The sequence below is a fragment of the Streptomyces sp. NPDC006314 genome, assembly GCF_040613075.1.
Classification (GTDB): domain Bacteria; phylum Actinomycetota; class Actinomycetes; order Streptomycetales; family Streptomycetaceae; genus Streptomyces.
The window spans coordinates 262,085-286,449 of the sequence record NZ_JBEXRL010000002.1; the positions used below are offsets into that span (position 1 = coordinate 262,085).

Here is a 24,365-nt window from a genome sequence, read left to right on the forward strand (position 1 = left end):
CGCCGCCGGAACGTCCGGCTGACCTTCCCACATCCAAGGAACGCATGAAGAACGCAGTGAACGACGGGGTCTGGTCCGGCAGCTGGGTCGCCGAGCGACTCGGGGTCGAACTCGTGGGCGACGACGGGCTGCCGGCCCTGCTCGGGCTGGCGCTGCGCCGCAACCCCAGGCGGGCCCACCTGCTGGTCTCGAACGTGCTCGGCAAGCACGTCCCCCAGTCACCGTCCGTGGTCTACGGCCACGGCTTCCGCCTGGGCCGCCGCGTCCACGAGCTGCTCGGCGAGACCGAGGCGGCCCAGGCGGTCGTCCTCGGCTACGCGGAGACCGCCACCGGCCTCGGCCACGCGGTCGCCGACGGCCTGGGCCCCGCCCCGTACCTGCACTCCACGCGCCGCCCGGTCCCCGGTGTCGCCTCCGCCGGCGGCTTCGAGGAGTCCCACTCCCACGCCACCTCCCACCTGCTGCTCCCCGAGGACCCCGCCCTGCTGGCCGGCGACGGCCCGCTCGTCCTGGTCGACGACGAGTTCTCCACCGGCAACACGGTCCTCAACACCATCCGCGACCTCCACGAACGCCATCCGCGCCGACGGTACGTGGTGGTGGCCCTGGTCGACATGCGCTCCGCCGAGGACACGGCCCGCCTCCGGCGGTTCGCGGATGACATCGGGGCGCGGGTGGACGTGATCGCCACGGCGTCCGGGACGGTGCTCCTGCCGGAGGGGGTGCTGGAGAAGGGCCGGGAACTGGTTGCGCGGTACGAGTCCGCCGAGGGCCGGCTCTCCCCCTCGTCCGGCCACGACGGCCGCGTATCCCGTGTCGACCTCCCCTGGCCCTCCGGCCTGCCCGACGGCGGCCGGCACGGCTTCACGCCCGCCCACCGGGCCCGCCTGGAGGCCGCGCTGCCCGCCATGGCCGCCCGCATGGCCGAGGCCCTGCCCGCCGGCACCCGCCGCGTCCTCGTCCTCGGCTTCGAGGAGCTGATGTACGCCCCGCTGCGCCTCGCACACGAGCTGGAGCGGGTCGCGGACGCCGAGGTGCGCTTCTCCACCACCACCCGCTCACCCGTCCTCGCCCTCGACGACCCCGGCTACGCGATACGCACCCGCCTGGTCTTCCCCGCCCACGACGATCCGGCCGACGGTCCCGGCGAGCGCTACGCCTACAACGTCGCGGGCGCCGGCTACGACGCCGTGGTCGCCGTCGTCGACTCCGTCGCCGACACCCCCGCCCTGCACGCCCCCGACGGCCTGCTGGCCCGTCTCGCGGCGCACGCCCCGCGCGTCCTGCTCGCGGTCGTCCCCTCCTACGTCCCCGAGCCCCCGCACGCTCCCGAAAGGCCGGCCATGCTGCCCGAGCCCCTCCGCGGCCCCGCATTCTCCTCGTACGCGCCCGAGGAGGTCGGCTGGCTGCTGCAGGACCTCTCCGACGTCACCCTGGAGGCGCCGACCGAGGAGCGCGAGGAGGCCATCCAGAGCGGCGGCGCCCACTACGCCGAGTCGCTGCCGGTGGAGTACCAGCCCAGCGAGCAGTACCAGGAGCTGTTCCAGACCGCTCTCGACGCCTCCGCCGCCCGCCTCGCCCACGCGGTCGGCGTGGTCACCGAGACGGTGATCACCGAGCGCTCGCCCCGCCCCGTGCTGGTCTCCCTCGCCCGCGCCGGCACCCCGATCGGCGCCCTCATGCGCCGCTGGGCCCGGTTCCGGCACGGCCTCGAACTCCCGCACTACGCCGTCTCCATCGTCCGCGGCCGGGGCATCGACGCCAACGCGCTGCGCTGGCTCGCCGCCCACCACGACCCCCGTGACGTCGTCTTCGTCGACGGCTGGACCGGCAAGGGTGCCATCACCCGCGAACTCGCCCAGGCCATTCAGGAGTTCGAGGCGAAGCAGGGCGTCACGGGCTTCGATCCGGAGATCGCGGTCCTCGCCGACCCGGGCTCCTGCGTACGCACCTACGGCACCCGCGAGGACTTCCTCATCCCCTCCGCCTGCCTCAACTCGACCGTCTCCGGGCTGATATCCCGTACGGTCCTGCGCGCCGACCTGGTCGGACCGGACGACTTCCACGGCGCCAAGTTCTACCGCGAACTCGCCGGCGCCGACGTCTCCGTGGCCTTCCTCGACGCCGTCTCCGCACGCTTCCCCGAGGTCGCCGACACCGTCGAGTCCGCGGTCAAGGAGCTGATGGCCGAGGACCGCACCCCGACCTGGGCCGGCTGGCGGGCCGTCGAGCGGATCAGCGAGGAGTACGGCATCCACGACGTGAACCTCGTCAAGCCCGGCGTCGGCGAGACCACCCGGGTACTGCTGCGCCGGGTGCCGTGGAAGATCCTCGCCCGCGAAGGGGCCGGCGCCGACCTGGACCACGTGCGCCTGCTCGCCGAGCAGCGCGGGGTGCCGGTGGAGGAGGTCGGTGAACTGCCGTACACGTGCGTCGGATTGATCCACCCCAAGTACACGCGGGGCGCCACGGGCGCCGACGGCAAGGCGGTGAACGTCTGATGCCGGTGCTCGTGGCGAGCGACCTCGACCGTACGCTGATCTACTCCGCGGCGGCCCTCGCGCTGACCATGCCCGACGCTCGGGCACCCCGGCTGCTGTGCGTGGAGGTGCACGAGGCCAAGCCGCTCTCCTACATGACGGAGACCGCGGCCCAGCTGCTCACCGACCTCGGCGACACGGCCGTCTTCATGCCCACCACGACCCGGACGCGCAAGCAGTACCAGCGCATCAACCTGCCCGGACCGCCCCCGAAGTACGCGATCTGTGCCAACGGCGGCCACCTGCTGGTGGACGGGGTCACCGACGCCGACTGGCACACGGGCGTACAGGCGAGGCTCGCCGACGAGTGCGCGTCGCTGGACGAGGTCCGCGAACATCTGCTCCGGTCCGCCGATCCGGTCTGGGTGCGCAAGCACCGGGTCGCCGAGGACCTCTTCGCCTACCTCGTCGTCGAGCGCGAGCTGCTGCCCGAGGACTGGGTGAAGGAACTGGCGGTGTGGGCGGAGAACCGCGGCTGGACGGTCTCCCTGCAGGGCCGCAAGATCTACGCCGTACCGAAGCCGCTCACCAAGAGCGCCGCCGTGCGCGAAGTCGCCCGCCGTACGGGCGCGGAACTGACGCTGGCCGCCGGTGACTCCCTCCTGGACGCCGACCTGCTCCTCGCCGCCGACCGCGGCTGGCGCCCCGGCCACGGCGAACTGGCCGACACCGGCTGGACCGCCCCGCAGATCAGCGCGCTGCCGGAGCGGGGAGTACTGGCCGGGGAGCGGATCGTCCGGGAGTTCCTCAGGGTGACGCGGGGGGCGACGGCAGCGGGCCAACAGGCGTAGGCCAACACGGGTTGGCCAACGCCTGTAGGTCTAGGCGCCCAGCCACCATGCGTGGGGCCGACGCCTGTAGACCTGCCTACGCAGGCCAACACTGGTAGGTCCTGCGGCATAGCCCAACGTGGTAGGCCACCGGGCGTAGTCACCGGCTGTAGACCACCGGCCGTAGGCCAACACCCGGTGATCACCCTGGTGGTCAGCCTGGGGGTCAGCCGCAGCAACCCCCGCCGCAGCAGCCGCCGCCTCCGCCCGCCTGCGGGGCCGGGGCAGAGGCGTTCGACGTGCCGCCCACGGCCACCGTCGACAGCAGCTTCACCGTGTCGTCGTGGCCCGCGGGGCAGTCGGCGGGGGCGGAGGACTCCGCCATGGGACGGCTCAGTTCGAAGGTGTCGCCGCAGGTCCGGCAGCGGTACTCATAGCGAGGCATGGGCACAGACTAACCGGCCGTGGTCCCTGTCCCCAGGGCCCACGGCCGATTGCGCGGTCACTCCGTCTGGGGCCGGTGCGCGTCCCGCGTGCCGCGCAGCGCCCGGTTGGCCGGCGGCGTGCCGACTTCGTGCGCACGCCACTCCTGCTCGTCCGCTTCGGGGTGACGGGCCCGCCAGTACGGGTTGTCGTGCGGCAGGGACGAGCCGACCCGGCCGTACATGCCGAAGGTCATCAGCAGCAGGCCCACGATGAAGCTGAAGAACACGTTCTGGATCTTGAACGCCAGGAAGTTGCTGCTGGTGTCCAGCAGGCCGAGGAAGAGAAAGCCGTTCAGCAGGAACAGCACGCCGAGGACCATGTTCAGGGTCGAGGCGAAGTTTCCGCCGATCACCATGCCGACCAGCAGCAGCAGGCCGATGCAGATCGACAGCACACTGAGCGCGCCGTTGGTGTTCAGCCCGGTGACCGTGTCACCGCCGGTGTTGAAGAAGCCGATGTGGTCGATCAGGCCGAGGATGCCGAAGACGATCAGGAACGCGCCGATCAGGCCCGCGCCGATCCGGTAGACCCTGTTCAGCCGGTGGTCCACGGGCAGGTGGTCGTCCAGCCGCATCCGGGGCTGTTCCCCGGTGTTCCTCGTGTGCGCTGCGTGTGTGGCCATATCCGCCTCCCTCGGGCGCTAGCGGAGGCCATCCGTCCACTTCAATATCCGCCCGACCGGCCCCACCCGGCAACACACGCGGACGACCCCCGGCCCGCCGCTGCCCCGCCTCAGTGCCCGCCGCCGCGCTCCTCGCGGATCTGCGCCACCACCCGGGCGACCGTCTGCCGCACCGCGTCCGTCTCGGTCAGAAAGTGCCAGTAGTCGGGGTGCCGGCCCTCCAGCGCGCCGATCGCGCGCTCCAGCCGGGCCACCGCGTCGTCCAGCGGCCGGGCGTGCCGCGAATCCGGGGTCGTACGGCCCGCCATGGCCAGCCGCTGGGCGTCCCGGATCGCGAACCGGGTGCGCTCGATCTCCGCGTGCGGATCCTTCTGCACGGCGTTCAGCCGCCGCAGCCGCTCCCCGGCGGCCGAGACGGCCTCGTCGGTGGCGTTCAGCAGGGCCCGTACGGTCGACAGCAGCGAGGTCGCGTCCGGCCAGCGCTGGGCGTCCCGCGCCGCCTGCGCCTCGCGCAGCTTCAGCTCGGCCTGCCGTACGTTCTCCGCGGCCTGCTCGGGCACCTGCTGCAGGTCCTGCCAGCAGGCGGCCACGAACCGGCGCCGCAGCTCGCTCAGCACCGGATCCACCTGCCCGGCACGGGTGGTCAGCGCCTGTGCCCTGGTCCGCAGGGACACCAGCCGGTGGTCGGTCTCGGCCGCCTTCTCCGGCAGCCGCTCGGCCTCGGCCCGGATCGCCCCGGCCTCCCGCTGCACCCGCTCGGCCCGCTCCAGTGTCGGCGCGACCCCGTGCTGCCCGGCGCCCTGGTTCAGCCTGGTCAGCTCCGGGGAGAGGGCGGCCAGCCGTGCCGCGAGATCGTCGGCCCTGAGACCTTGCTCCCGCACGGCGTCCAGGGCGTTGCTCGCGGCCAGCAGCGACTGCCGGGCCCGCTCCACGGCGGGCGCCAGCCGGGCCAGCTGCGTCTCGGCCGTGCCGAGCAGCGGCCCGAGCGAGTCGCCGAACCGGTCCAGCTCCTGCTTGACGCGTATCAGCTCGTCCCTGGCCGCGGTCAGCTCGGAACGCGCCCGGGCGGCATGCGCGGCCTCCAGACCGTCCCGATCCAGATCATGGGCGTCGACGGCCTGGATGTATTGCCGGCTGACCTCGTCGATACGCCGGCCGAGCGCCTCGAAGTCGGAGGCGGCGCGCCGGGCGGCGGGGGAGTCGTCCACGGCCGTGATGGTCTCGATGGAGATCCGCAGATCCCGCTGGGAGGTGTCGAGTTCGTAGAACGCGGCCGCCGCGGCGTCCTTCGCGCTCTGCGCCTCCGCCCGCTGGCTCTCCGCCCGCCCCCCGAACCAGCGCCGGGTGCCCCCGCCGGCGAACGCTGCGGACAGCCCGAGCGCGGCCAGCACGGGCAGCGTGATCAGGGTGAGGGTGTCCCGCAGGGCCGTGGGCCCGGACCGGGCCCGGGCGCTGGACGGCGGTGGGTACGGCCGCGTCGATGGCGTGCCCCGTGTCGCCGTCACATCCCTCTCCCGTGCTGTGGTTCGCCTGGGTGGTGTCATTCTCCCACCAGTTGAAGACGAACACACGGGCCGGTCAGTTCGCGGCGTGTACCGTGACTTTGCCGTTCGCGGACCGGCCGGACGGGTTGTGCCGGCTCCGGTCGTCCACCGGTGCGCCGGCCGAAACCGGCCCGTCGTCCTACCCGGCCTTCCGGTGGTAGCCGGCGGTAGGCGGGGAGGCGGTCACCACACCGTTGCCGCTGGGGGCGGTCACCGCGCCCGGCGCGCCGCGGAGTTCGACGGCCGGCCTCGGGCCCGCGGTCGACGGCGACGGAGCCCTGGAGCACCGGGCGACCGTCCGTCACCGACGATGCATGATCACCCCCGCCCCGACCGGCGACCTCCCGGATCAGGGGTGGGGTCAACCCCCGTGCGTGCCGCGCGGGGCCCGTGGGCGTGGTCGTCGCGGGTTTGCGGTGCACCGGCCCCGGCAAGGTAGTCTGTCCACTCGGCCTGGGCTCGCGGTCCAGGCGTTCAGGGTGCGTAGCTCAGGGGTAGAGCGCCTGCCTTACAAGCAGGATGTCGGCGGTTCGAAACCGTCCGCGCCCACCGGCCGGCCCCTCGGAGACGTCTCCGGGGGGCCGTTCTCGTGCCTTACTCTTCCGCCGTCCGCTCGTGGGCGTGCTTGAGTTTCGAGCGGGCATCCATGCGGTCCGCCGCCGCGACCTCGGCCCAGAAGCGGTGCGTGCTGACGAACACCGCGAGTTCGTGCTCGCGGCGCCGCAGCTTCTCCACCTCGGCCTGCTCGTCCGCCGTCCAGCCGGGGGACGCGGGCCGCTCCGTCCTGCGCCAGCCGGTGTCGTCGCTGAAGCCGTCCATCGGCTCGACCGACCAGGGCAGCCGCTTGAGCAGGGCCGACAACTCGGCCCGGACCTGGTGCAGCTCCTCCTGGCCGGCGAGGAGGTCACTGGGGAATTCATAGGTCGTAGCCACGCGGCAATGCTACGCCTGTTCGATTTTGAGGGTCGAGTTCGTTCGTGAGGTTGCGGGGAGGTTCAGCCGAACGGGTGATCGATCGGCGGGGTGCCTCTTCGTGCGCACGATCGCCGGCCGCCCTGGCCCCTGATCGCTGATCGGCGAGGTCAGGGCGGTGGCGGACCGGGTCAGCGGCCGGCGTCCCGTAGCTCTCGCACCAGGCGTGCCGTCACCGGTACGGGTACCCCGTGCCGCTCGGCCGCGCGCAGCAACGCCCCGCCGATGGCGTCCAGTTCGAGCGGACGGCCCGCCTCGGCGTCGCGCTGCATGGACGACCTGGCGCCGGGCGGGAAGGCGTCGTAGCGGGCGAGCGCCTGGGCGGGGTCGGCGGGGGCGCCGCAGGCGCGGCTGACGGCGGTGGTCTCGGCGACCAGCGCCTGCAGTTCGTCCCGGTGGCGGGTGCGGGCCTCGCCGAGCGGCAGACCGTACCGGGTGGTGAGCAGGGCGAACGGGGCGAGGAACGCCATCTTGGCCCACAGGGCCGCCGTCTCGTCCTCGACCACGCGGGCGGTCGTACCGGCGGTGGCGAGGACGGCGGCGAGCGCGTCGAGACGCGCGTGGGGGACGCCGTCCCCGGTGAGGTCGATCTCCGTGAACGGACTGCCGTGTTCGATCAGGCCCGGTGCGACGCGGGTGGACTCCACGCGGATCACGGCCGGGGCGACACGGTCGGGGCGGTAGCGGGTGCGCAACGCGGCGGGGTGCTCGACGCCGTTCAGAAGCGGTACGACGAGGGCGTCGCCCAGGGCGTCGGGCGGGATCCGGGTGAGCGCGGCGTCGAGCGCGGTGTGCTTGACGGCGATCAGGCAGGCGTCCACCGGTTCCCGCAGCCGGGTGTCCGCCTCGACGGGGGCGGTGAACTCGCCGAACTGCGCGCTGCTGACCGTGATGCCGGTACGGCGCAGGGTGTCCGCCGTGCCGTTCCGGGCCAGGCAGATGACGCGGTGGCCGGAGCGGGACAGGAGGGCGGCGAGGAGGCCGCCCGTACCGCCGGGGCCGAGGACGGCCATGGTGTGCTGGGTCGCCATGAGGCTGTTCCTTTCGACGGTCGGCCCCGGGAGTCGGTGGCCGCCTTCGGCGTGATCATCGCAGGGATGCCTGGAGTGCGTGAGACTGGGGTCATGTGCCGGAGTATCAAGACGCTGCGACCGCCCGCGCTGCCCGATGAGGCCACGGACGAGGACATCCATGCCGCCGCGCTGCAGTACGTACGGAAGGTGTCGGGCTTCCGGGCCCCCGCCGCCCACAACCGCGAGGTCTTCGACCGCGCGGTGGACGCCGTGGCCCGGGCCACGGCGGAACTGCTCGGCGGCCTGGAGGTACGCGGCCACTCCGGGCGGGCCGCCGATTAAGGGGGAGGGGGGAGCGGGGCAGCCGGCTCAGGGGCGCCGGGCGTATCCGATACGCGGCCCCGCCGCGTGGAGGTGACCGGCCGGGAGGAGCCGCGACGGGCCCGCGTGCCCGGAGACCTCCCGTGTCCCGCGACCCCTCGTACCGCCCCCGTCATCCGCACACCGGTGTCCGGGCCGTACGGGGAGCGGGAGTTCACGGGGCCTCGGGAGTGGTGGGGCGCGGCTGCTGGAGCATCTGCGTGAGGATGCCGCGCAGGCCGCCCTGGGCCATGTGCACGGGCCGCTCGAGGCGGCGCTCGACGAGCTGCGCGATCCGCGCAACGAGATACGGCTGGTGGTCGACCACGGGGGTGAGTGGCGCCTCCGTCGCGCGCACCCGGACCGCTGGGACATCCCGCTCACCCCCTTCCCATCCGCCGGGCCGTCCCGGCGCCGTATCGAGAGTCGCCGGCCCTGCTCGCGGCGGACGTGGTGGAGGTGCTCGGTCCGCGGCGCGAGGTCCGCGCGGCGGACGACGGGCTGGACGACGGGCTGGACGGCGCACTCGCCGGCGGTGCCGGGGTCGGCGGTGCCGGGGTCGGCGGTGCCGGGGTCGGCGGTGCGGGTGACGACGCTCATGAGACGCGTCTTCCGGAACCGGATGTGAGGCGCGGGCGACGAGTTGCTCGCGGGTCTGCTCGCGGGGCGGAGGCGGCCGACCGCACACCGTGGACGGTTACGAGACCGGAGGAGTGGCCGTGACCCGGCGGCCGTACTACCTGACTGAGCATCACGAGAGCGTGCATTCAGGGCAGTTGGCGTCGGTGGTGTCGATGGAGGGGTGCGCCGTGTGACCACTGCGGGGGTCCGGCCGGGCGTGGACTCGGTCACGCTTTCGGATGTCGTTGCGGTGGCGCGGACCCTGGTGCGCGTGCCCGCTCCCTAAGCGGAACCGTGCGCGGAAACGGCGGCACGGCAAGATGTTGAACTTGCAAGCACTGGTTAGGTTCCCCTAACCTGGCCCCTCGTTTCGGTACCGCCGCCCCCACGGCCGGCCACGTCCCCGGCCGGTCCGACCGACACCGAAGAGGAGAACCTCCCTCATGTCCGCACGCCTCGATACCGCTCAGCCCTACGTCATCGGCCTCTTCCGCATCGTCATCGGCCTGCTCTTCGCCGTGCACGGCGCCGCCTCCCTCTTCGGCGTCCTCGGCGGCGCCGCGGGCACCCGGGGCGGCACGATCGACGCGGGCACCTGGCCCGGCTGGTACGCGGCCGTGATCCAGCTCGTCGCGGGCGGCCTGGTGCTCCTCGGTCTCGGCACCCGCGGGGCCGCGCTGATCGCCTCCGGCTCGATGGCGTACGCCTACTTCGACGTCCACCAGCGTGCCGCCCTGTGGCCCATCCAGAACGGCGGCGAGCCGGCGGCCCTGTTCTGCTGGGCGTTCTTCCTGCTCGTCTTCACCGGTTCCGGCGCCTTCGGTCTCGACCGGCTCGTCGGCCGGCGCGCGGCGGTGAACGGCGAACCCGCCGCGGAGCGGACCTCCATAGCGGCCTGACCGCACCGGCACGTGAGCGACGGCGCCCTTCCCCGGCCGTGCGGGGGGAGGGTGCCGTCCCGTTCCCTTTCCCGGCGCCCCGGACGCCGTGGCGCTCCCACGACGCCCCCGCAGAACACTCCGTCACACCCCCGGCGTACGCTGTATGGCTGTCAACGGGGGAGCGGTGGGGAGTCGTCGTGTTCGAGAGCGTGGGGTCGCTTGCGGCCGGACCGTGGATCTATGCCGTGGTGGCCCTGTCCGTGCTCCTTGACGTGTTCGTGCCGGTGCTGCCGAGCGGCGTGCTCGTCATCACGGCCGGCACGGCCGCGGCCGCGGGTTCGGGCGCGGCGGCGGGCCGGGTCCCGCACGACGTGCCGGACATCCTGGTCCTGATCCTCTCCGCGGCGACCGCCTCGGTCCTCGGTGACCTGGTTGCCTACCGTCTGGCCTGGCGGGGCGGGGAGCGCCTGGACCGGGCGATAGCCCGCTCCAAGCGGCTGACCACCGCGCAGGAACGTCTCGGCGATGCGCTCGCCCGGGGCGGTGGCGCGCTGGTCGTGCTGGCCCGCTTCGCCCCGGCCGGCCGCTCGGTCGTCTCCTTCTGCGCGGGCGCCGCCCACCGCCGAGCCCGCGACTTCCTGCCCTGGTCCGCCCTGGCCGGGCTGTCCTGGGCCGCCTACAGCGTCGCCCTCGGCTACTTCGGTGCCCAGTGGCTGGGCGCGACCTGGCTGGCCACGGCGGTTTCGGTGGCCGCGCTGTTCGCGGCGGGCGGCGTGGCGGGGTACCTGGTGGGCCGCCGCCCGGTCGGCTGATCGGGTGCCCGGCCGGTTGATCCGGCACCTGGCTGGTTGATCGGGTGCCCGGGTCGATCCGGCGGGTCAGCCGGGCCCGCTGACCCGCCGCCCAGTCGGCTGACCCGCTGCCCGGCCGGATGGCCCGGCGCCGTCCGGTCCGCGGACGCAGCGGAGGCCGGCCTGGTCCGGCGGGCCCCGCTCGCCCGGATTCCTCGAGAGGTCAGCAGCTCGCCAGGTCGTTCGTCAGGGCGCTCTTCTCGGCGGAGTCGACCGAGAGGTCGTAGTGGTACTTCACCTGCACCCAGGCGCGGACGTATGTGCAGACGTACGCGGAACGGGACGGGAGCCAGGTGGCCGGGTCCTGGTCCCCCTTGGCCTGGTTGACGTTGTCGGTGACGGCGATGAGCTGAGGCCGGGTCAGGTCGTTGGCGAAGGCCTGGCGCTGGGCCGTGGTCCATTTGCTCGCCCCGGAGTCCCAGGCCTCGGCCAGCGGCACGAGGTGGTCGATGTCGAGGTCGGAGGCGGCGGTCCAGGTGGCGCCGTCGTAGGGGGAGTACCAGCTGCCGCCGGTGGCCGCGCAGGAGGAGTCGGTGGTGACGTTCGTGCCGTCCCGCTTCAGGACCGTCTCACGGGTGTTGCAGGAGCCGCTGATGGTGATCCAGTGCGGAAACAGGTCGCGGCTGTAGCCGGTGCGGTTCTCGGTGGCCACGGTGAGCTGGGAGAGGTAGCTGCGGGCGGTGGCGGCGCTGACCGGCGTGGGGAGGGCGGCGGACGCGCTCGGGGCGCTGAACAGGGCCGCGGAGGCTGTCAGGCCGGTGAGGGTCGCGAGTACGCTCAGCCGTCGACGCGCGTAGAGTTTGGGCATGGGAACTCCCTTGGGGGGTGGGGGTGTTGGGCGCGAGCGAGGGAATGCTCGCGGTGCCGCGTTGACGGCGGGTGAGCGCTCGGTAAGAAGTTAGTGACGTGCTCATGACACGACAAGGTTCACTGCGGAACTTTCACATCCCGTACGATGGGCAGCGCAGAAGGGGAGTAGCTCTTCGCCGGACCGTCGACACACTGCTCAGCCAGCCTGAGCCGGCGCCCGGAGGCGGACCTCGTCAGGACCGCCAGCGAGACCTTCGGCAAGCAGTGCACGCCCGTGCCCCGGCACGGGCGCCGAGTGTGCTGCCGTGCCGAGGTGTCATCGCGTGACGTACCGCACTCTCGGCGGGGCAGCCCCGACCGATTGAGGAACCTTGATCAGCATCACCGTGACGGCACTCGTCTTCGGCGTCATCTTCCTGGCCGAGATGCCGGACAAGACCGCGCTCGCCGGCCTCGTCCTCGGCACCCGCTACCGCGCCGGTTACGTCTTCGCGGGGGTCGCCGCCGCCTTCCTGCTGCACGTCGTGCTCGCCGTCGCCGCGGGCAGTGTGCTGACCCTGCTGCCGCAGCAGATCGTGCACGCCCTGACCGGCGTCCTCTTCCTCGGCGGGGCCGCGATGCTGCTGCTGAAGAAGGACGAGGACGAGGAGGAGATCGAGAAGCCCGCCGACCAGTCCTTCTGGAAGGTCGCGGGTACGGGCTTCACGCTGATCCTCGTAGCCGAGTTCGGCGATCTCACCCAGATCATGACCGCCAATCTCGCCGCCCGCTACGACGACCCGGTTTCCGTCGGACTCGGCGCGGTGCTCGGCCTGTGGGCGGTCGCCGGACTCGGCATCGTGGGCGGAAAGGCCCTGATGAAGCGGGTGCCGCTGCGGCTGATCACGCAGGTCGCGGCACTGCTGATGCTGGGCCTCGGGGTGTGGAGTCTGTACGAAGCCGTGGCCGGCTGAGCCGAACGGACGGTGAACCCTCGCCGAAAGGCGGTGGCGGAACCCGCTCCGGATTTTGTACCGTGGAGAAACAAAGTGGCTCCCGCCCGTTTTCCCTGACCGGCGGGCGGGGCCGCCTTGTCCCCTTTGTCCCTCCTGCGGTTGGAGCTGCCGATGCCGGCCACCGTCCTCACCGCCCATGCCCTCCTGCTCGACATGGACGGCACCCTCGTCAACTCGGACGCCGTGGTCGAGCGCGTCTGGCGGCGCTGGGCCGAGCGGCACGGGCTGGACGGCGACGAGGTGATGAAGGTCGTGCACGGCCGGCAGGGGCACGCCTCCATGGCCCTCCTGCTGCCCGACCGGCCCGTCGAGCAGAACCTCGCCGACAACGCCCGCCTGCTCGCCGAGGAGACCGCCGACACCCGCGGCGTGATCGAGATCCCCGGCGCGAGCGCCTTCCTCGCCTCCCTGCGCGGTCTCCCGCACGCCCTGGTGACCTCCGCCGACGTCGCCCTGTCCACCGCCCGCATGAACGCCGCCGGGCTGCCCCTGCCCGAGATCCGTGTCACCGCCGAGTCGGTGGGCGCGAGCAAGCCCGACCCCGAGGGCTTCCTCAAGGGCGCGGCCGAGCTGGGCATCGACCCGGCCGACTGCGTCGTCTTCGAGGACTCCGGCGCGGGCATCGCGGCGGGGCGCGCCGCGGGGATGCGGGTCGTGGGTGTCGGCCCGCGCGCCGGCTCCCACGCGCCCGATGTCGTCGTACGGGACCTGACGCAGGTGACCGTCGACGCCCTCGACGACGGGACGATCCGGCTGCACGTCGGCTGACGGCACGACCCGGCTGCACATCATGCGGGGGCGCGGGGCGCGGGGCGCGGGGTGCGGGTGTGGGTGCCGGTGCGTGGCGGGCTCCCGCGCGGTTCCCCCCGCCTCTGAGGGCCGGCCCGGCACGGCCGCCCAAGGGCGCGGGGAACCGTCCGACCGGCCAGGAACGACTCGGCATCGCCTACGGCTCCGGCGTCTCCGCCTCCAGGCTCGCCCGCGTCGCCGGTCCGTACACCCCCGGCTCGTCGCCCCGGACGCCCCGGGCCAGCTGGTAGTTGCGTACGGCGTCCTCGACCGGGCGCGTGAACAAGCCGTCGATCTGGTCGCCGTAGAGGTTCAGCCCACGCAGCCGCTGCTGGAGTTCGGTGACCTCCGGGCCGAAGTCGCCGCGCCGAAGCACCGGCGCGACGGCGGGGGTGGCGGGGGCGGTTCCCGGGGGCGCGGAGACCGTCACGGGTGACGGGGTGGCGGAGGCGGAGCCGGACGGGCTGCGGGACGCCGAGGGGCTCGGGGACGACGACGGCGAGGGCGACGGGCTCGGGGCGGCCGACGTGGAGGGGGCCTGCGCGGGCGGCCGGGACGCGGCCGGTGCCCCCGGTGCCGTCGGCGACGCCGGGCCCGGTGCGGTCACGTCCGGGACGCTCTCCCTGACCTCCTCGGCCGCCCGGTCCCGGGACGGCGTGTGGTACGAGAACGGTCCGCCGGCGAAGCCGGCCGCCACCACGACCGCCACGCCCGCTCCCGCGACGGCCAGCGGAACCACGCGCCGGGACCGGCGGCGGGGCCGCTCGGCCGCGGGCTCCGCCGCACCGGGCTCGTCCGTCCCGCCGGCCTCGAACATCCGCAGGCCCGCCGTGGTCGGCCCGACCGCTGCGCGCAGCGGCCGAGGGGCCTCGACGGCCGGCACCGGGCGGGTCTCCGCGTCGGCTGACGCGCCGGCCGCGGCTGGGGCCGGCCGCGGCTGCTCCACGTCCACGTACGGCCGTATCCGCAGAGGATCGAAGTCCTCCGCCGCTGCCGCCTCGGCCGTGCGTGCCTCGCGCAGGGCCTCCGACGCCCGTTCGGTGCAGTCGCACGACGGGGTGTGGTCCGGTCCCCTCGGCGCCCCGCATTCCGGGCAGGTGCGGCCCTCGGATTCACTCACGCGCTCGCCCCCTCCCCTCACGAACTTCAGAGACTATGCGGACTTCCTCCACATCCGCAGGGCTCAAGAGGCCATAAACGGTGACACCGATCACGATGGAAGAGGTGCACTCGAGCCCCGGGAGGTCTCCATGGCCCTGGACACGCACGGCGCGGCGAAGGACGTGAGCAGCGGCGAACACGTTCCGGGCAGCGTGTTCGTCCCGATCGGCGCCCTGCTGCTCGGGCTGCTGCTGGCCGCGCTCGACCAGACCATCGTGTCGACCGCGCTGCCCACCATCGTCAGCGACCTCGGCGGCCTGGAGCACCTGTCCTGGGTGGTCACCGCCTATCTGCTGGCCTCGACGGCCGCGACCCCGCTGTGGGGCAAGCTCGGCGACCAGTACGGGCGCAAGCGGTTGTTCCAGACGGCCATCGTGATCTTCCTGATCGGCTCGGCGCTGTGCGGCATGGCGCAGGACATGCCCCAGCTCATCGCCTTCCGGGCGTTGCAGGGCCTGGGTGGCGGCGGGCTGATGGTGCTGTCCATGGCGATCGTCGGCGACCTCGTGCCGCCGCGCGAACGTGGCCGCTACCAGGGCCTGTTCGGCGCCGTCTTCGGTGCGACCAGCGTGCTCGGGCCGCTGCTCGGCGGGCTGTTCACCGAGCATCTGAGCTGGCGCTGGGTGTTCTACGTCAACCTGCCGGTGGGCGTCGTGGCCCTCGCCGTGATCGCCGCCGCCCTGCACATCCCGCGCCGCACCTCCCGCCATGTCATCGACTACCTCGGCACCTTCCTGATCGCCGCGGTCGCCACCTGCCTGGTCCTCGTCGCCTCCCTCGGCGGCACGACCTGGGCCTGGGGCTCGGCACAGATCATCGCTCTTGCCGTGCTGGGCGTCCTGCTCGCCGTGGCGTTCGTCGCCGTGGAACGCCGGGCCACCGAACCGGTCCTGCCGCTCAGGCTGTTCGGCATCCGCACCTTCACGCTCGCCGCCGTCATCAGCTTCATCGTCGGCTTCGCCATGTTCGGTGCGCTGACCTACCTGCCGACCTTCCTCCAGGTCGTGCACGGTGTCTCCCCGACGCTGTCGGGCGTGCACATGCTGCCGATGGTGTTCGGGCTGCTGCTGTCGTCCACGGTGTCCGGGCAGATCGTCAGCCGCACCGGCCGCTGGAAGATCTTCCCCGTGGCCGGAACGGCCGTCACCACCCTCGGCCTGCTCCTGCTGCACCGGCTCGACGAGCGCAGCTCGCCCACCGAGACGAGCGTCTACTTCTTCGTCTTCGGCCTCGGCCTCGGCCTGGTGATGCAGGTCCTGGTGCTCATCGTGCAGAACGCGGTCTCCTACCAGGACCTGGGCGTCGCCACCTCCGGCGCGACCTTCTTCCGCTCCATCGGCGCCTCCTTCGGCGTCGCCATCTTCGGCACGGTCTTCGCGAGCGGCCTCGGTGACAAACTCGCCGACGCCCTCCGCGGGGTGAGGCTGCCGCCCGGCGCGACCGCCGACGCGCTCAAGTCCGACCCGCGGGGCATCGCCGCGCTGCCGCCCGCGCTGCGTTCGGCCGCCCTGCACGCCTACGCGTCCGCCATCACCGACGTCTTCCTGTACGCCGCCCCGGTCGCCCTGCTCGGCTTCCTGCTGGCCTGGTTCCTGAAGGAGGACCGGCTGCGCGGTTCGGTCACCGCGCCCGACGTCTCCGAGACCCTTCCGCCCAACCCGGTGGAGCGCTCCTCCTACGACGAGGTGTGCCGTTCCCTGTCCGTGCTCGGCACCCGAGAGGGCCGCCGCGAGATCTACCGGGAGATCACCGAACGCGCCGGCTACGATCTGCTGCCCGCGGCCAGCTGGCTGCTGCTGCGCATCCGCAGGTACGGCTCGGTGGAGCCGGCCGTGCTCGCGGAGCGCACCCCCGTCCCGCTCCAGGCGGTCATGGCCGCCGCCCGCCAGGTCGAGGAACGGCGCCTCGCCCAACGTCAGGGTCTGGATCTGGTGCTGACCGACTCCGGCCACGAGGTCGCCGAACGGCTCGCCACGGCCCGTGAGGAGTCCCTCGCCGAGTTGCTCGGCGACTGGTGGCAGCCGGACCGCTCGACCGACCTGATGCACCTCGTCAAGGAACTCACCGGCGAACTGTGCGGAGCGGAACGCGAACGGCCGCACAACGGCACGGTCAAGAAGGCCCGTTGACGCACTCCGTCGCCACCAGTTCCTTGCGGAACCAGTGTTCGGCGTAGGGGTCGTCGTTGTGCGGACCCGTCTCGGTGTAGCCGAGGCGGGCGTACAGGGAGCGGGCCTCGACCAGGTCGGAGCGGGTGTCGAGGACGATCCGCCGGGCGCCGAGGGCGCGGGCGGCCTCCTCGGCGGCCGCGACGAGGAGCGGAGCCCCGCCCTTGCCGCGCATCCCCTCCACCACGAAGACCCGGGTGAGTTCGGCCGTGTCCGGGTCCAGCAGCCGTACGCCCGCCGAACCGGCCGGCTTCCCCTCGTACCGGCCGATGAGCAACTGCCCGCTCGGCGGGGCGAGTTCGGACCCCGGCTTGGCCGCGATCTCCCGCTCCAGCTCGTCGGGGTCGGTGCGGTGCCCCGCGTGCAGCAGGTACCAGCGGTCGCTGACCTCCGTGTAGTACGCCCGCCACAGCGCGGTGGCGACCGAGGAGTCGTAGGGCTCGGGGGCGATCGTCCACGTCATGCCGGCCATTGTCGGGCGCCGGCGCGCACCCTTCGCAACCGGATATGCGTGACCTCGCCCCGGGCCGAGCGGGGCGGGGTGATTTTCCGGAGACTGGGCGTCGTGAACCGCACCGACCGCCTCTACGCCCTCGTCGAGGAGCTGCGCGCCGCAGCGCCCCGCCCCCGCAGCGCCCGCGCGCTCGCCCGGCGCTTCGAAGTCAGCCCGCGCACGATCGAGCGGGACCTGGCCGCGTTGCAGCAGTCCGGCGTGCCGATCCACGCCGAACCGGGCCGCACCGGCGGTTACGTCCTCGACAGAGAGCGCACCCTGCCACCACTGACCGTCACCCCGGCCGAGGCGACCGCCCTCGCGGTGGCGCTCCACGCCCTCGACGGGACGCCGTTCGCCACGGACGCGCGCAGCGCACTGCACAAGGTGCTGGCCGTCATGCCGGAACGGGAGCGACGGGCGGCGGACGAACTGTCCGGGCGGGTACGGGTGCTCGTTCCGGCGGCGCGCCCGGCACGGCCCGCCCGGCCGATGGTGCCCACCGCCCTGCGTGAGGCGCTGACGGCGGGCCGGGTGCTGCGTCTGGAGTACGCCGACGCGGCCGGCCGGGTCTCCGCGCGGGACGTCGAACCCCTCGGCTTCCTCGGCGCCACGGAGCACTGGTACCTGGCCGCCTGGTGCCGGCTGCGGGACGCACCCCGTGGCTTCCGGCTGGACCGGATCCGCTGCGTCACGGCCCTGGACGAACGGGCCCCGCACCGCGCCGTGGACCTCGCGACCCTCGACACCCTCGGTTCGGACGCCGTACCCCTCGATGTGACGGCGGTGATGTGACGGCAAACACCGACAGGGGGGTGTCGCGCGCGGGACGGAGGCTGAAGGCCCGTAAGCCGTGGGATCTTTCCCGTGACCGGAAGGGCATATCAGCCATGACCCCCCTGACGACCGAGACCCTCACCGCCGAGACCGGCCTCGCCCTCTTCGAGCGCTGGACCGCCCTGTGGAACGGTGACTTCACCGACCCCGAGCACTTCCTCGCACCCGACTTCCGCATCCGGTTCGGCAACGACCCCGAGAACGCGGCCACCGACGCGGTGCGCGGACCGGCCGGGATCGTCGGCCTGATCTCCGCCTTCCGCACGGAGAAGCCCGGCCTGCGGTATGCCGTCGAGGGGACCCCGCTGGTGGACACCGGACTCGGACGGGTCGCCTCCTGCTGGTACGTGACCCGGCCGGACGGAGCGCAGCGGAGCGGCATCGACCTGTTCGAGGTGGTGCGGGGGCGCATCGCCACCGTGTGGTCGGTGACCGGACTGCGCCGTTTCGCGGACTGACCCGAAGCCTTCGCGTACCGGCCGCCGTTTGTCGCCTGTCTTCCGGGTCACCCGAAGGGAGAACCGGCCAGCGGGGCCGGTCCGATCGGAAGGCAACCATGTCCACAGGCCTGATCATTTTGTTGATCGTGATCGCGGCGGTCGTGGTCGTCGGCGGCGCCGCCGCTCTCACTCTCGGCCGCACACGGCGCGGCGGGCCGAGCCTCAAGCGACGCTTCGGACCCGAGTACCAGCGGACCGTGGCCCTGCACGACGGGGACACCAAGGCCGCCGAACGAGAGCTGGCCCGGCGCCTAGAACGCCACGGTGACCTGCGGGAACGGCCGCTGGATCGCGACGGGCAGGAACGGTACGCGGCCCGCTGGACGGCCGTCCAGGAACGCTTCGTCGACTCGCCCCGGGAAGCGGTGGCCGAGGCCGACCGGCTGCTCGCTGAGCTGGCCGCCGTCCGTGGCTACCCCGAGGGCGGGCAGTACGAGGAGCAGCTCGCTGCGCTGTCCGTCCACCACGCCGAGCACGTCGACGGCTACCGGCAGGTGCACCGGATGGCCCGCGTTGGGACGAGCGGCGGCGCGAGCGACACCGGCGCCGGGACCGAGGAGATGAGGACCGCCCTCGTCGAGGCCCGCGCCCTCTTCGACGACCTGACCGGCCCCGGCACGGACACCGGCCGGCACCGCGCGTCTTCCGGCACGGCCGGGTCCCCGGCCACCTCCGGTACCCGCTCCCATGCCCGCCCCCATGCGCCGTGGGCCCTCCACAGGAGCCGGCCGAAGGAGAGTTGAGCGTCATGACGGATCAGACGACCGGCTCCGGTGACGAGCGGTACCCCACCGGGCGCTCCCCGCGGACGCCGGACGACGCACGGGCGCCGGAGGATGCGGCACGGGGCCGGACGCCGAGGGAGGCCCGGCCGGAGGAGCGGCTGACCGGGGAACCGGCGCCGGGCGAGAGCGCGGGCCGGGTTCCGGGCGAGGCTGCGGGCGGCCGTCAGGCCTTCCCGGCCGGGGCCGGCCGGGAAGGCCTGACGGCCGACGACCGCACCCCGCAGGACACGGCACAGCCACCGCCGGGACCGGCGGGAACGCCCACCTCCGGGGATGCCGCGGGACCGGGTTCCGCAGCGCACGGCATGCCGCACGGCTCCGAGGGCCTGCGACCCGGCACGGAGGACCTGGGGCGGGCCGCACCGGGCACACCCGGCACGGACGCCGACGAGGAGCCGGTGTCCGAGAAGCGCCGGATGCCGGACGACGGGCTCGGCGCTGCGTCCGCCGGGGGCGTCGCCCGACGCGAGGCCGGCACGACCGGGTCCCGGACGGCGGACACCGGGACGGCGGCGCCGGGCGGCCCGGCCGCATCCGGCGGCACGGCGGCCCACGGCGATGATGCCTCCGGCACCGGTGCCCCGCTGCTGCCGCACGACGAGATGGACCGTTTCGAGCAGCGGATGCGGCAGGTGGTCGCCGGATTCGTGGACGAGCCCCGGGGCGCGGTGGAGGAGGCCGACCGGGCGCTGGAGGAGATCGCCGCGCGGTTCAGCGAGGCCGTGACCCGGCGGCGCCGCACCCTGCGCATGTCGTGGGAGGGCACCGAGGAACGCGGGCCCGGAGCCGAGACCGACACCGAGCGACTGCGGCTGGCCCTGCGCGACTACCGGGAACTGGCCGGCCGACTGCTGCACAGCTGACCCCGGCACGTCCCCCATGGCGGCAGCCCTGCGCTGCCGCCATGCGCGCAGGACCTCCTCGACGTCATACGGCTTCCTCCCAGCGGAGAGCCGGGCGGCGGCCTGGACACCAGGTGGGCAGCCGCTCGGAACTCGCCGCGCGCCGGCGCGTCGCGGATCTGCTCCGCGCCCCTCCCCCGCTCTCCACTACGTCCGAGCGGGGCAGACGCCCCTCCCGAACGGGACATCCGGTGGCTTTCGCTCGGCCATGAGCCCATTGCGCCGGACGCGACCCGGCCGGGCGTTTTATCATGCGGCGGCGGTACGGCGATCCGGCCACCGCACAAGGACGCTCGGGCGTTGCAGCCGCTTCACTGCTCAGGGGGAACACGCGTGCTCGAACTCACCATGGCCACCGTCTCGGGGGCCGACGCGGGCGCCACGGCCGGCATGACGATGGCCGAGGCACCCAGCGAGCCCGGCGCGGTGCTGCGGGTCGGCCGCGACGCGTCCGCGTGCCGGCTGGTCACCCCCGAGGACTGGCTCTTCCTCTCCCGTGTCCACCTGGAGTTCCTGTGCGGCCCCGACGGCCGCTGGCAGGTGACCTGGCTGCGCGGTTCCCAGGCCGACCCGGCGTCCGAAGTGCGGCTGATCATCGGGGAGTACACGCAGCCCGTCGCCTACGGCGCGACCGTGCCGCTCCCGCACGGCGGGGCCGGCGAGATCGTCGTCCAGGACCGCACCGCGCCGCGCAGCGTCAACGTGGGCTTCTACCACGAGGTGTGAGCCCGGCCCGGCAACACGCTCAGCCCAGCACGCGGGCCACTGCGAAGCCGTCGTAGCCCTTGTGGCCGACCGTCTGGATCGCCGTGCCGCTCAACCTGGGGTGCGCGGCGATCAGTTCGATCGCGGCACGGGTGCCGACCACGTCCGGCTCGGTGCTGCTCGCGTCGGCGATCCGGCCGTCGCGCACCACGTTGTCCACGACGATCAGGCTGCCCGCGCGGGTGAGCCGCAGCGCCCACTCCACGTAGTGCCCGTTGTTGGCCTTGTCGGCGTCGATGAACACCAGGTCGAAGGGGGCCGGGTTCTCGTCGGCGAGCTTGGGCAGCGACTCCAGGGCCGGGCCCACCCGCACCTCCGCGATCCGGTCCAGGCCCGCGCGGGCGATGTTCCGGGTGGCCACCTCGGCGTGCTTGGCGCTGTACTCCAGCGAGATCAGCCTGCCGTCCTCGGGCAGGGAACGGGCCAGCCAGATCGTGCTGTAACCGGCGAGCGTGCCGATCTCGAGGATGGTGCGCGCGCCCTGCACCTGGGCGAGCAGCTGCAGGAACTTGCCCTGCGCGGCCGTGACGCCGATGGGCGGCAGCCCGGCGGCCTCACTGTCCCGCAGAGCCGCTCGGAGCGCCTCGTCGTCCGGGGAGAGTTGGCTGATGAAGTAGTCGTCGACGTCGTCCCAGAGCTGCGACCCGCTCATGCGTCTGCTGCCTTTCCCGAGTGTCGTCCCGAGGCTTCTCGGCCCTGCCCACGCCGATCATCTCAGCCGAGCGGCGCGGACGGGGAGAAGGGCGGCGGGGGCTGCACCGGCGGCGGGGGAGTCACCGGCCGCCGGGAGCGGCGCATGACGACCACGGCGACGGCCGTGACGATCACGAGCAGTCCGCCCCCGAACGTCAGCAGCCAGGCCGGGATCCCGGCGACCTCGCGCAGCTCGTCGTCGTAGATCACCTGCTGGACCGGGGTGTCCGCGGCGGCCCGGCGCAGCTCGTGGTCGCCGGAGATGCGGCCGGGCTCGGGGAACGCCTGGGTGAACGCCGTCAGATACGGCGTCCCGGCGGCCAGCTCGCCCAGTGCGCCGTCGCGTGCCGCGAGACGGCCCGCGAAGACCACCTGGGGCGGTGCGCCGCCGATCGCCGTGCGTGTCTCCATACGGTGCGCGGCCAGCACGTACAGGCCGAGTGACTGCGGGGTGCGGGCCAGGCGGGACAGCCGCATCGGGTAGACCGGGCGGTCGGCGGCGAAGGTGAGGTGGAGCGGGTCCAGGGCGCCGTGCAGCGGGGTGCCACCCGTGTGCGGGGCGAGGCGGACGGCCACGTACTCCCAGTGCCGGTCGACATACGGCTGAAGGGCGGTTCTCAACCGGTCCGGAAGGGAGAAGCCGTGGGCGAGCAGCCAGTCCCCGAGGGCGGCCGGGTCGGTGGCGGTCAGCCGGGCCACGTCGAACGGGCCGAGCCGCTGCCGGTCGACCACGGAGACACCGCCCGCCGCGGGGGGCGCGGCGGCGCCGACCTCGTCATGGCCGTCGAAGGGCCAGTCGCCGTTCCGGGGCCAGAAGTGGTAGCGGGTGCGGTGCACGGGGGCGATGGCCCTGGCCAGCCGGCCGAAGACGGCCGGGTCGCCGAGGCGGACGGCCGCCCGGTGCGGGACCGGCATGATCCAGGCGGCGTGCTCGGCGTCGCCTCCCACCGTCAGCCGCATGACGATCTGTTCCCGCCGGCCGTCCCAGCGCAGGATCGACTGCTCGTCGGAGACGGCGATCCGCGTCGCCGGGTCCGGGACCATCGCGCCGCAGCCGCAGGCGTACGCGGGGGCGATGAGCCAGGCCAGCTGGAGGCCGAGCAGAGCCAGAACGGCGGTGAGTATCCGGGCGCGCATCACAGGGCTACAGACGGCGCCGGTGCCGGACCGGTTCCGGCGCCGGAGGCTGGAAGGGGGCGGGGTCGCTCACCGGCGCCGGCAGGGTGCCCTTTCCTTCGGGACGGGCCCCGAGCGGCAGGGCTGCCCGCAGCCCCGGAGCCGTGAAACCGGCGGTGCCGCCCCCGGGGCGCGGGGAACCCGCGATCAGCCCGCCGCGCGCCCGCGGCCGGAAGACGGCGTCAAGCCCTACGGTGCTTACGGATGCTCCACTGCCGGGGCGGAACCCGGCAACGGCCGTCCCGCGGACTCGGTCATCCGCCACACCGCGAACCCGCCCACGACGGCCGCGGCCATCATGTAGTACGCGGGCATCATCATGTTCCCGGTCGCCCCGATCAGCGCGGTCACGACCAGCGGAGTCGTACCGCCGAACAGCGACACGGACACGTTGAAGCCGATGGACAGGGAGCCGTGGCGCACCCGGGTCGGGAAGAGCGCCGGAAGAGCGGCCGGCATGGCCGCGGTGAAGCAGACCAGGAGCAGACCCAGCGCACCCATGCCCAGCGCGACAGCGACCAGGCTGCCCTGCCGGATCAGCAGCAGAGCGGGGACGGAGAGGAGGAGGAAACCCGCGCAGCCCGCCGCGATCACCGGGCGGCGGCCGACCCGGTCGGTCAGGGCGCCCGCGAACGGCTGGACGATCATCATCAGGGCCATCACGCCGAGCACGACCAGCAGACCGTGCGTCTCGTCGTACTCCAGCTCGCTGGTGAGGTAGCTCGGCATGTACGACGGCAGCATGTAGTCGGTGACGTTGAAGACGAGGACCAGGGCCATGCAGAGGAACAGGGCCCTCCACTGGCCCGCGATCATCTCGCGCAGCGGTACCTTCGGCCGGGCCGACTCCGCCTTCTCGACCTCCGCCGCGAACGCCGGGGTCTCCTCCAGCCGCATCCGCAGATACAGGCCGATGACGCCCATCGGGCCCGCGATCAGGAACGGGACGCGCCAGCCCCACGAGAGCAGGTCGTCCGAGGAGAGCAGGGCCGTCATCAGGGTGACCAGGCCCGCACCGCCGATGTAACCGGCGAGCGTGCCGAACTCCAGCCAGCTGCCGAAGAAGCCGCGCTTCTTGTCCGGCGCGTACTCGGCTATGAACGTCGACGCGCCCGCGTACTCACCACCGGTCGAGAACCCCTGCACCAGCCGGGCGGCCAGCAGGAGCAGCGGCGCACCCACGCCGATCGTGGCGTACGACGGGATCAGGCCGATCGCGAACGTACCCACCGCCATCATGATCATCGTGACGGCGAGGACCTTCTGCCGGCCCACGCGGTCGCCCAGCGGACCGAAGACCATGCCGCCCAGGGGGCGGACCAGGAAGGCCGCGGCGAAGGCGCCGAACGTCGACAGCAGCTGCGCGGTCGGGTCGCCGGACGGGAAGAAGACCTTGCCCAGGGTGACGGCGATGTAGCTGTAGACACCGAAGTCGAACCACTCCATCGCGTTGCCGAGCGCCGCCGCCTTCACGGCGCGCTTGACGTGCGCGGGGTCGATGACGGTGACGCCGCGGGCCTTGGTGGCGTGGTGCGTCTTCAGGTGCGGGGTGACGGCTGTGGCGGTCGCCAAAACGAGGCTCGCCTACCTTTCGACGGGGACGGGTACGCGGCCCGGACGGCGGCGCTGCC

The 24,365-nt window shown here is 73.3% G+C and carries 25 protein-coding genes and 1 tRNA gene; 14 read left to right on the plus strand and 12 right to left on the minus strand.

The features are described 5' to 3' along the window. Window positions 1-44 precede the first annotated feature (44 nt). Window positions 45-2,501: a phosphoribosyltransferase gene (locus tag ABZ079_RS04280; protein WP_356937858.1), complete on the plus strand. Its 2,457-nt coding sequence runs from the start codon at window positions 45-47 to the stop codon at window positions 2,499-2,501. Next, window positions 2,501-3,331 (plus strand): HAD family hydrolase, encoded by an 831-nt coding sequence (locus ABZ079_RS04285; protein WP_356937859.1) that lies wholly within the window; start codon window positions 2,501-2,503, stop codon window positions 3,329-3,331. The genes ABZ079_RS04280 and ABZ079_RS04285 overlap by 1 nt, the downstream gene beginning before the upstream one ends. Before the next feature lie 205 nt (window positions 3,332-3,536). Here ABZ079_RS04285 and ABZ079_RS04290 read toward each other — a convergent pair whose 3' ends face one another. The 3 genes from ABZ079_RS04290 to ABZ079_RS04300 form a co-directional block, all read right to left on the minus strand. Then, window positions 3,537-3,755, minus strand: coding sequence for a zinc ribbon domain-containing protein (locus ABZ079_RS04290; protein WP_356937860.1), 219 nt, complete (start codon window positions 3,753-3,755; stop codon window positions 3,537-3,539). Between the two features lie 57 nt (window positions 3,756-3,812). Continuing rightward, window positions 3,813-4,418: a DUF4383 domain-containing protein gene (locus ABZ079_RS04295; protein ID WP_356937861.1), complete on the minus strand. Its 606-nt coding sequence runs from the start codon at window positions 4,416-4,418 to the stop codon at window positions 3,813-3,815. A 110-nt stretch (window positions 4,419-4,528) separates the two neighbouring features. After that, entirely contained in the window at window positions 4,529-5,923 is a 1,395-nt protein-coding gene (locus ABZ079_RS04300) for a hypothetical protein (protein WP_356937862.1), read from the minus strand. Between the two features lie 516 nt (window positions 5,924-6,439). Between ABZ079_RS04300 and ABZ079_RS04305 the strand changes: the two genes are divergently transcribed. Then, window positions 6,440-6,511 (plus strand) — tRNA-Val (locus ABZ079_RS04305). Between the two features lie 45 nt (window positions 6,512-6,556). Here the strand turns inward: ABZ079_RS04305 and ABZ079_RS04310 are convergent. Beyond that, a complete protein-coding gene (locus tag ABZ079_RS04310; RefSeq protein ID WP_356937863.1) occupies window positions 6,557-6,895 on the minus strand; it encodes a hypothetical protein in 339 nt (112 codons plus the stop codon). Window positions 6,896-7,065: 170 nt separating this feature from the next. Then, entirely contained in the window at window positions 7,066-7,965 is a 900-nt protein-coding gene (locus tag ABZ079_RS04315) for a 2-dehydropantoate 2-reductase (protein ID WP_356937864.1), read from the minus strand. 93 nt (window positions 7,966-8,058) lie between these two features. Between ABZ079_RS04315 and ABZ079_RS04320 the strand changes: the two genes are divergently transcribed. Beyond that, the gene (locus ABZ079_RS04320) at window positions 8,059-8,289 is read left to right on the plus strand and encodes a DUF2277 domain-containing protein (protein WP_356937865.1); all 231 of its coding nucleotides are present in this window, start codon (window positions 8,059-8,061) and stop codon (window positions 8,287-8,289) included. Between the two features lie 193 nt (window positions 8,290-8,482). Here the strand turns inward: ABZ079_RS04320 and ABZ079_RS04325 are convergent, their stop codons facing one another. Next, entirely contained in the window at window positions 8,483-8,635 is a 153-nt protein-coding gene (locus tag ABZ079_RS04325; RefSeq protein ID WP_356937866.1) for a hypothetical protein, read from the minus strand. 736 nt (window positions 8,636-9,371) lie between these two features. Between ABZ079_RS04325 and ABZ079_RS04330 the strand changes: the two genes are divergently transcribed. Together ABZ079_RS04330 and ABZ079_RS04335 are read left to right on the plus strand one after the other, a co-directional pair. Further along, window positions 9,372-9,827: a DoxX family protein gene (locus ABZ079_RS04330; RefSeq protein ID WP_356937867.1), complete on the plus strand. Its 456-nt coding sequence runs from the start codon at window positions 9,372-9,374 to the stop codon at window positions 9,825-9,827. Window positions 9,828-10,006: 179 nt separating this feature from the next. Then, window positions 10,007-10,621, plus strand: coding sequence for a VTT domain-containing protein (locus ABZ079_RS04335; protein WP_356937868.1), 615 nt, complete (start codon window positions 10,007-10,009; stop codon window positions 10,619-10,621). Between the two features lie 202 nt (window positions 10,622-10,823). Here the strand turns inward: ABZ079_RS04335 and ABZ079_RS04340 are convergent, their stop codons facing one another. Beyond that, complete coding sequence (locus tag ABZ079_RS04340) at window positions 10,824-11,468, minus strand: HNH endonuclease family protein (protein WP_356937869.1); 645 nt, start codon at window positions 11,466-11,468, stop codon at window positions 10,824-10,826. A 373-nt stretch (window positions 11,469-11,841) separates the two neighbouring features. Between ABZ079_RS04340 and ABZ079_RS04345 the strand changes: the two genes are divergently transcribed. Together ABZ079_RS04345 and ABZ079_RS04350 are read left to right on the plus strand one after the other, a co-directional pair. Next, window positions 11,842-12,423 carry a TMEM165/GDT1 family protein gene (locus ABZ079_RS04345; protein WP_356937870.1) on the plus strand — a complete coding sequence of 194 codons (582 nt, stop codon included), beginning with the start codon at window positions 11,842-11,844 and terminating at the stop codon, window positions 12,421-12,423. 153 nt (window positions 12,424-12,576) lie between these two features. Further along, entirely contained in the window at window positions 12,577-13,233 is a 657-nt protein-coding gene (locus tag ABZ079_RS04350; protein ID WP_356937871.1) for an HAD-IA family hydrolase, read from the plus strand. A gap of 178 nt (window positions 13,234-13,411) precedes the next feature. Here ABZ079_RS04350 and ABZ079_RS04355 read toward each other — a convergent pair whose 3' ends face one another. Beyond that, entirely contained in the window at window positions 13,412-14,374 is a 963-nt protein-coding gene (locus ABZ079_RS04355; protein ID WP_356937872.1) for a peptidoglycan-binding protein, read from the minus strand. 130 nt (window positions 14,375-14,504) lie between these two features. On the opposite strand from ABZ079_RS04355, the gene ABZ079_RS04360 reads away from it, so the two are divergent. After that, a complete protein-coding gene (locus ABZ079_RS04360) occupies window positions 14,505-16,544 on the plus strand; it encodes an MDR family MFS transporter (RefSeq protein WP_356937873.1) in 2,040 nt (679 codons plus the stop codon). On the opposite strand, the gene ABZ079_RS04365 is transcribed toward ABZ079_RS04360, so the two are convergent. Then, window positions 16,528-17,046, minus strand: a complete 519-nt coding sequence (locus ABZ079_RS04365; RefSeq protein WP_356937874.1) for a GNAT family N-acetyltransferase — start codon at window positions 17,044-17,046, stop codon at window positions 16,528-16,530. The genes ABZ079_RS04360 and ABZ079_RS04365 overlap by 17 nt on opposite strands. A gap of 102 nt (window positions 17,047-17,148) precedes the next feature. On the opposite strand from ABZ079_RS04365, the gene ABZ079_RS04370 reads away from it, so the two are divergent. The 5 genes from ABZ079_RS04370 to ABZ079_RS04390 all read left to right on the plus strand — a co-directional run bounded on the left by ABZ079_RS04370 (window position 17,149) and on the right by ABZ079_RS04390 (window position 20,826). Beyond that, entirely contained in the window at window positions 17,149-17,871 is a 723-nt protein-coding gene (locus ABZ079_RS04370; protein WP_356937875.1) for a YafY family protein, read from the plus strand. 95 nt (window positions 17,872-17,966) lie between these two features. Beyond that, window positions 17,967-18,371: a nuclear transport factor 2 family protein gene (locus ABZ079_RS04375; protein ID WP_356937876.1), complete on the plus strand. Its 405-nt coding sequence runs from the start codon at window positions 17,967-17,969 to the stop codon at window positions 18,369-18,371. Window positions 18,372-18,469: 98 nt separating this feature from the next. Continuing rightward, window positions 18,470-19,156: a hypothetical protein gene (locus tag ABZ079_RS04380; protein WP_356937877.1), complete on the plus strand. Its 687-nt coding sequence runs from the start codon at window positions 18,470-18,472 to the stop codon at window positions 19,154-19,156. 5 nt (window positions 19,157-19,161) lie between these two features. Beyond that, a complete protein-coding gene (locus tag ABZ079_RS04385) occupies window positions 19,162-20,061 on the plus strand; it encodes a hypothetical protein (protein ID WP_356937878.1) in 900 nt (299 codons plus the stop codon). 372 nt (window positions 20,062-20,433) lie between these two features. Next, window positions 20,434-20,826 (plus strand): hypothetical protein, encoded by a 393-nt coding sequence (locus ABZ079_RS04390; protein ID WP_356937879.1) that lies wholly within the window; start codon window positions 20,434-20,436, stop codon window positions 20,824-20,826. Window positions 20,827-20,845: 19 nt separating this feature from the next. Here the strand turns inward: ABZ079_RS04390 and ABZ079_RS04395 are convergent, their stop codons facing one another. The 3 genes from ABZ079_RS04395 to proP all read right to left on the minus strand — a co-directional run bounded on the left by ABZ079_RS04395 (window position 20,846) and on the right by proP (window position 24,306). Continuing rightward, window positions 20,846-21,517, minus strand: coding sequence for an O-methyltransferase (locus ABZ079_RS04395; protein ID WP_356937880.1), 672 nt, complete (start codon window positions 21,515-21,517; stop codon window positions 20,846-20,848). Between the two features lie 62 nt (window positions 21,518-21,579). Then, the gene (locus ABZ079_RS04400) at window positions 21,580-22,695 is read right to left on the minus strand and encodes a DUF2330 domain-containing protein (protein ID WP_356937881.1); all 1,116 of its coding nucleotides are present in this window, start codon (window positions 22,693-22,695) and stop codon (window positions 21,580-21,582) included. 237 nt (window positions 22,696-22,932) lie between these two features. Continuing rightward, window positions 22,933-24,306 carry a glycine betaine/L-proline transporter ProP gene (proP, locus tag ABZ079_RS04405; RefSeq protein ID WP_356937882.1) on the minus strand — a complete coding sequence of 458 codons (1,374 nt, stop codon included), beginning with the start codon at window positions 24,304-24,306 and terminating at the stop codon, window positions 22,933-22,935. Between the last annotated feature and the right edge of the window lie 59 nt (window positions 24,307-24,365).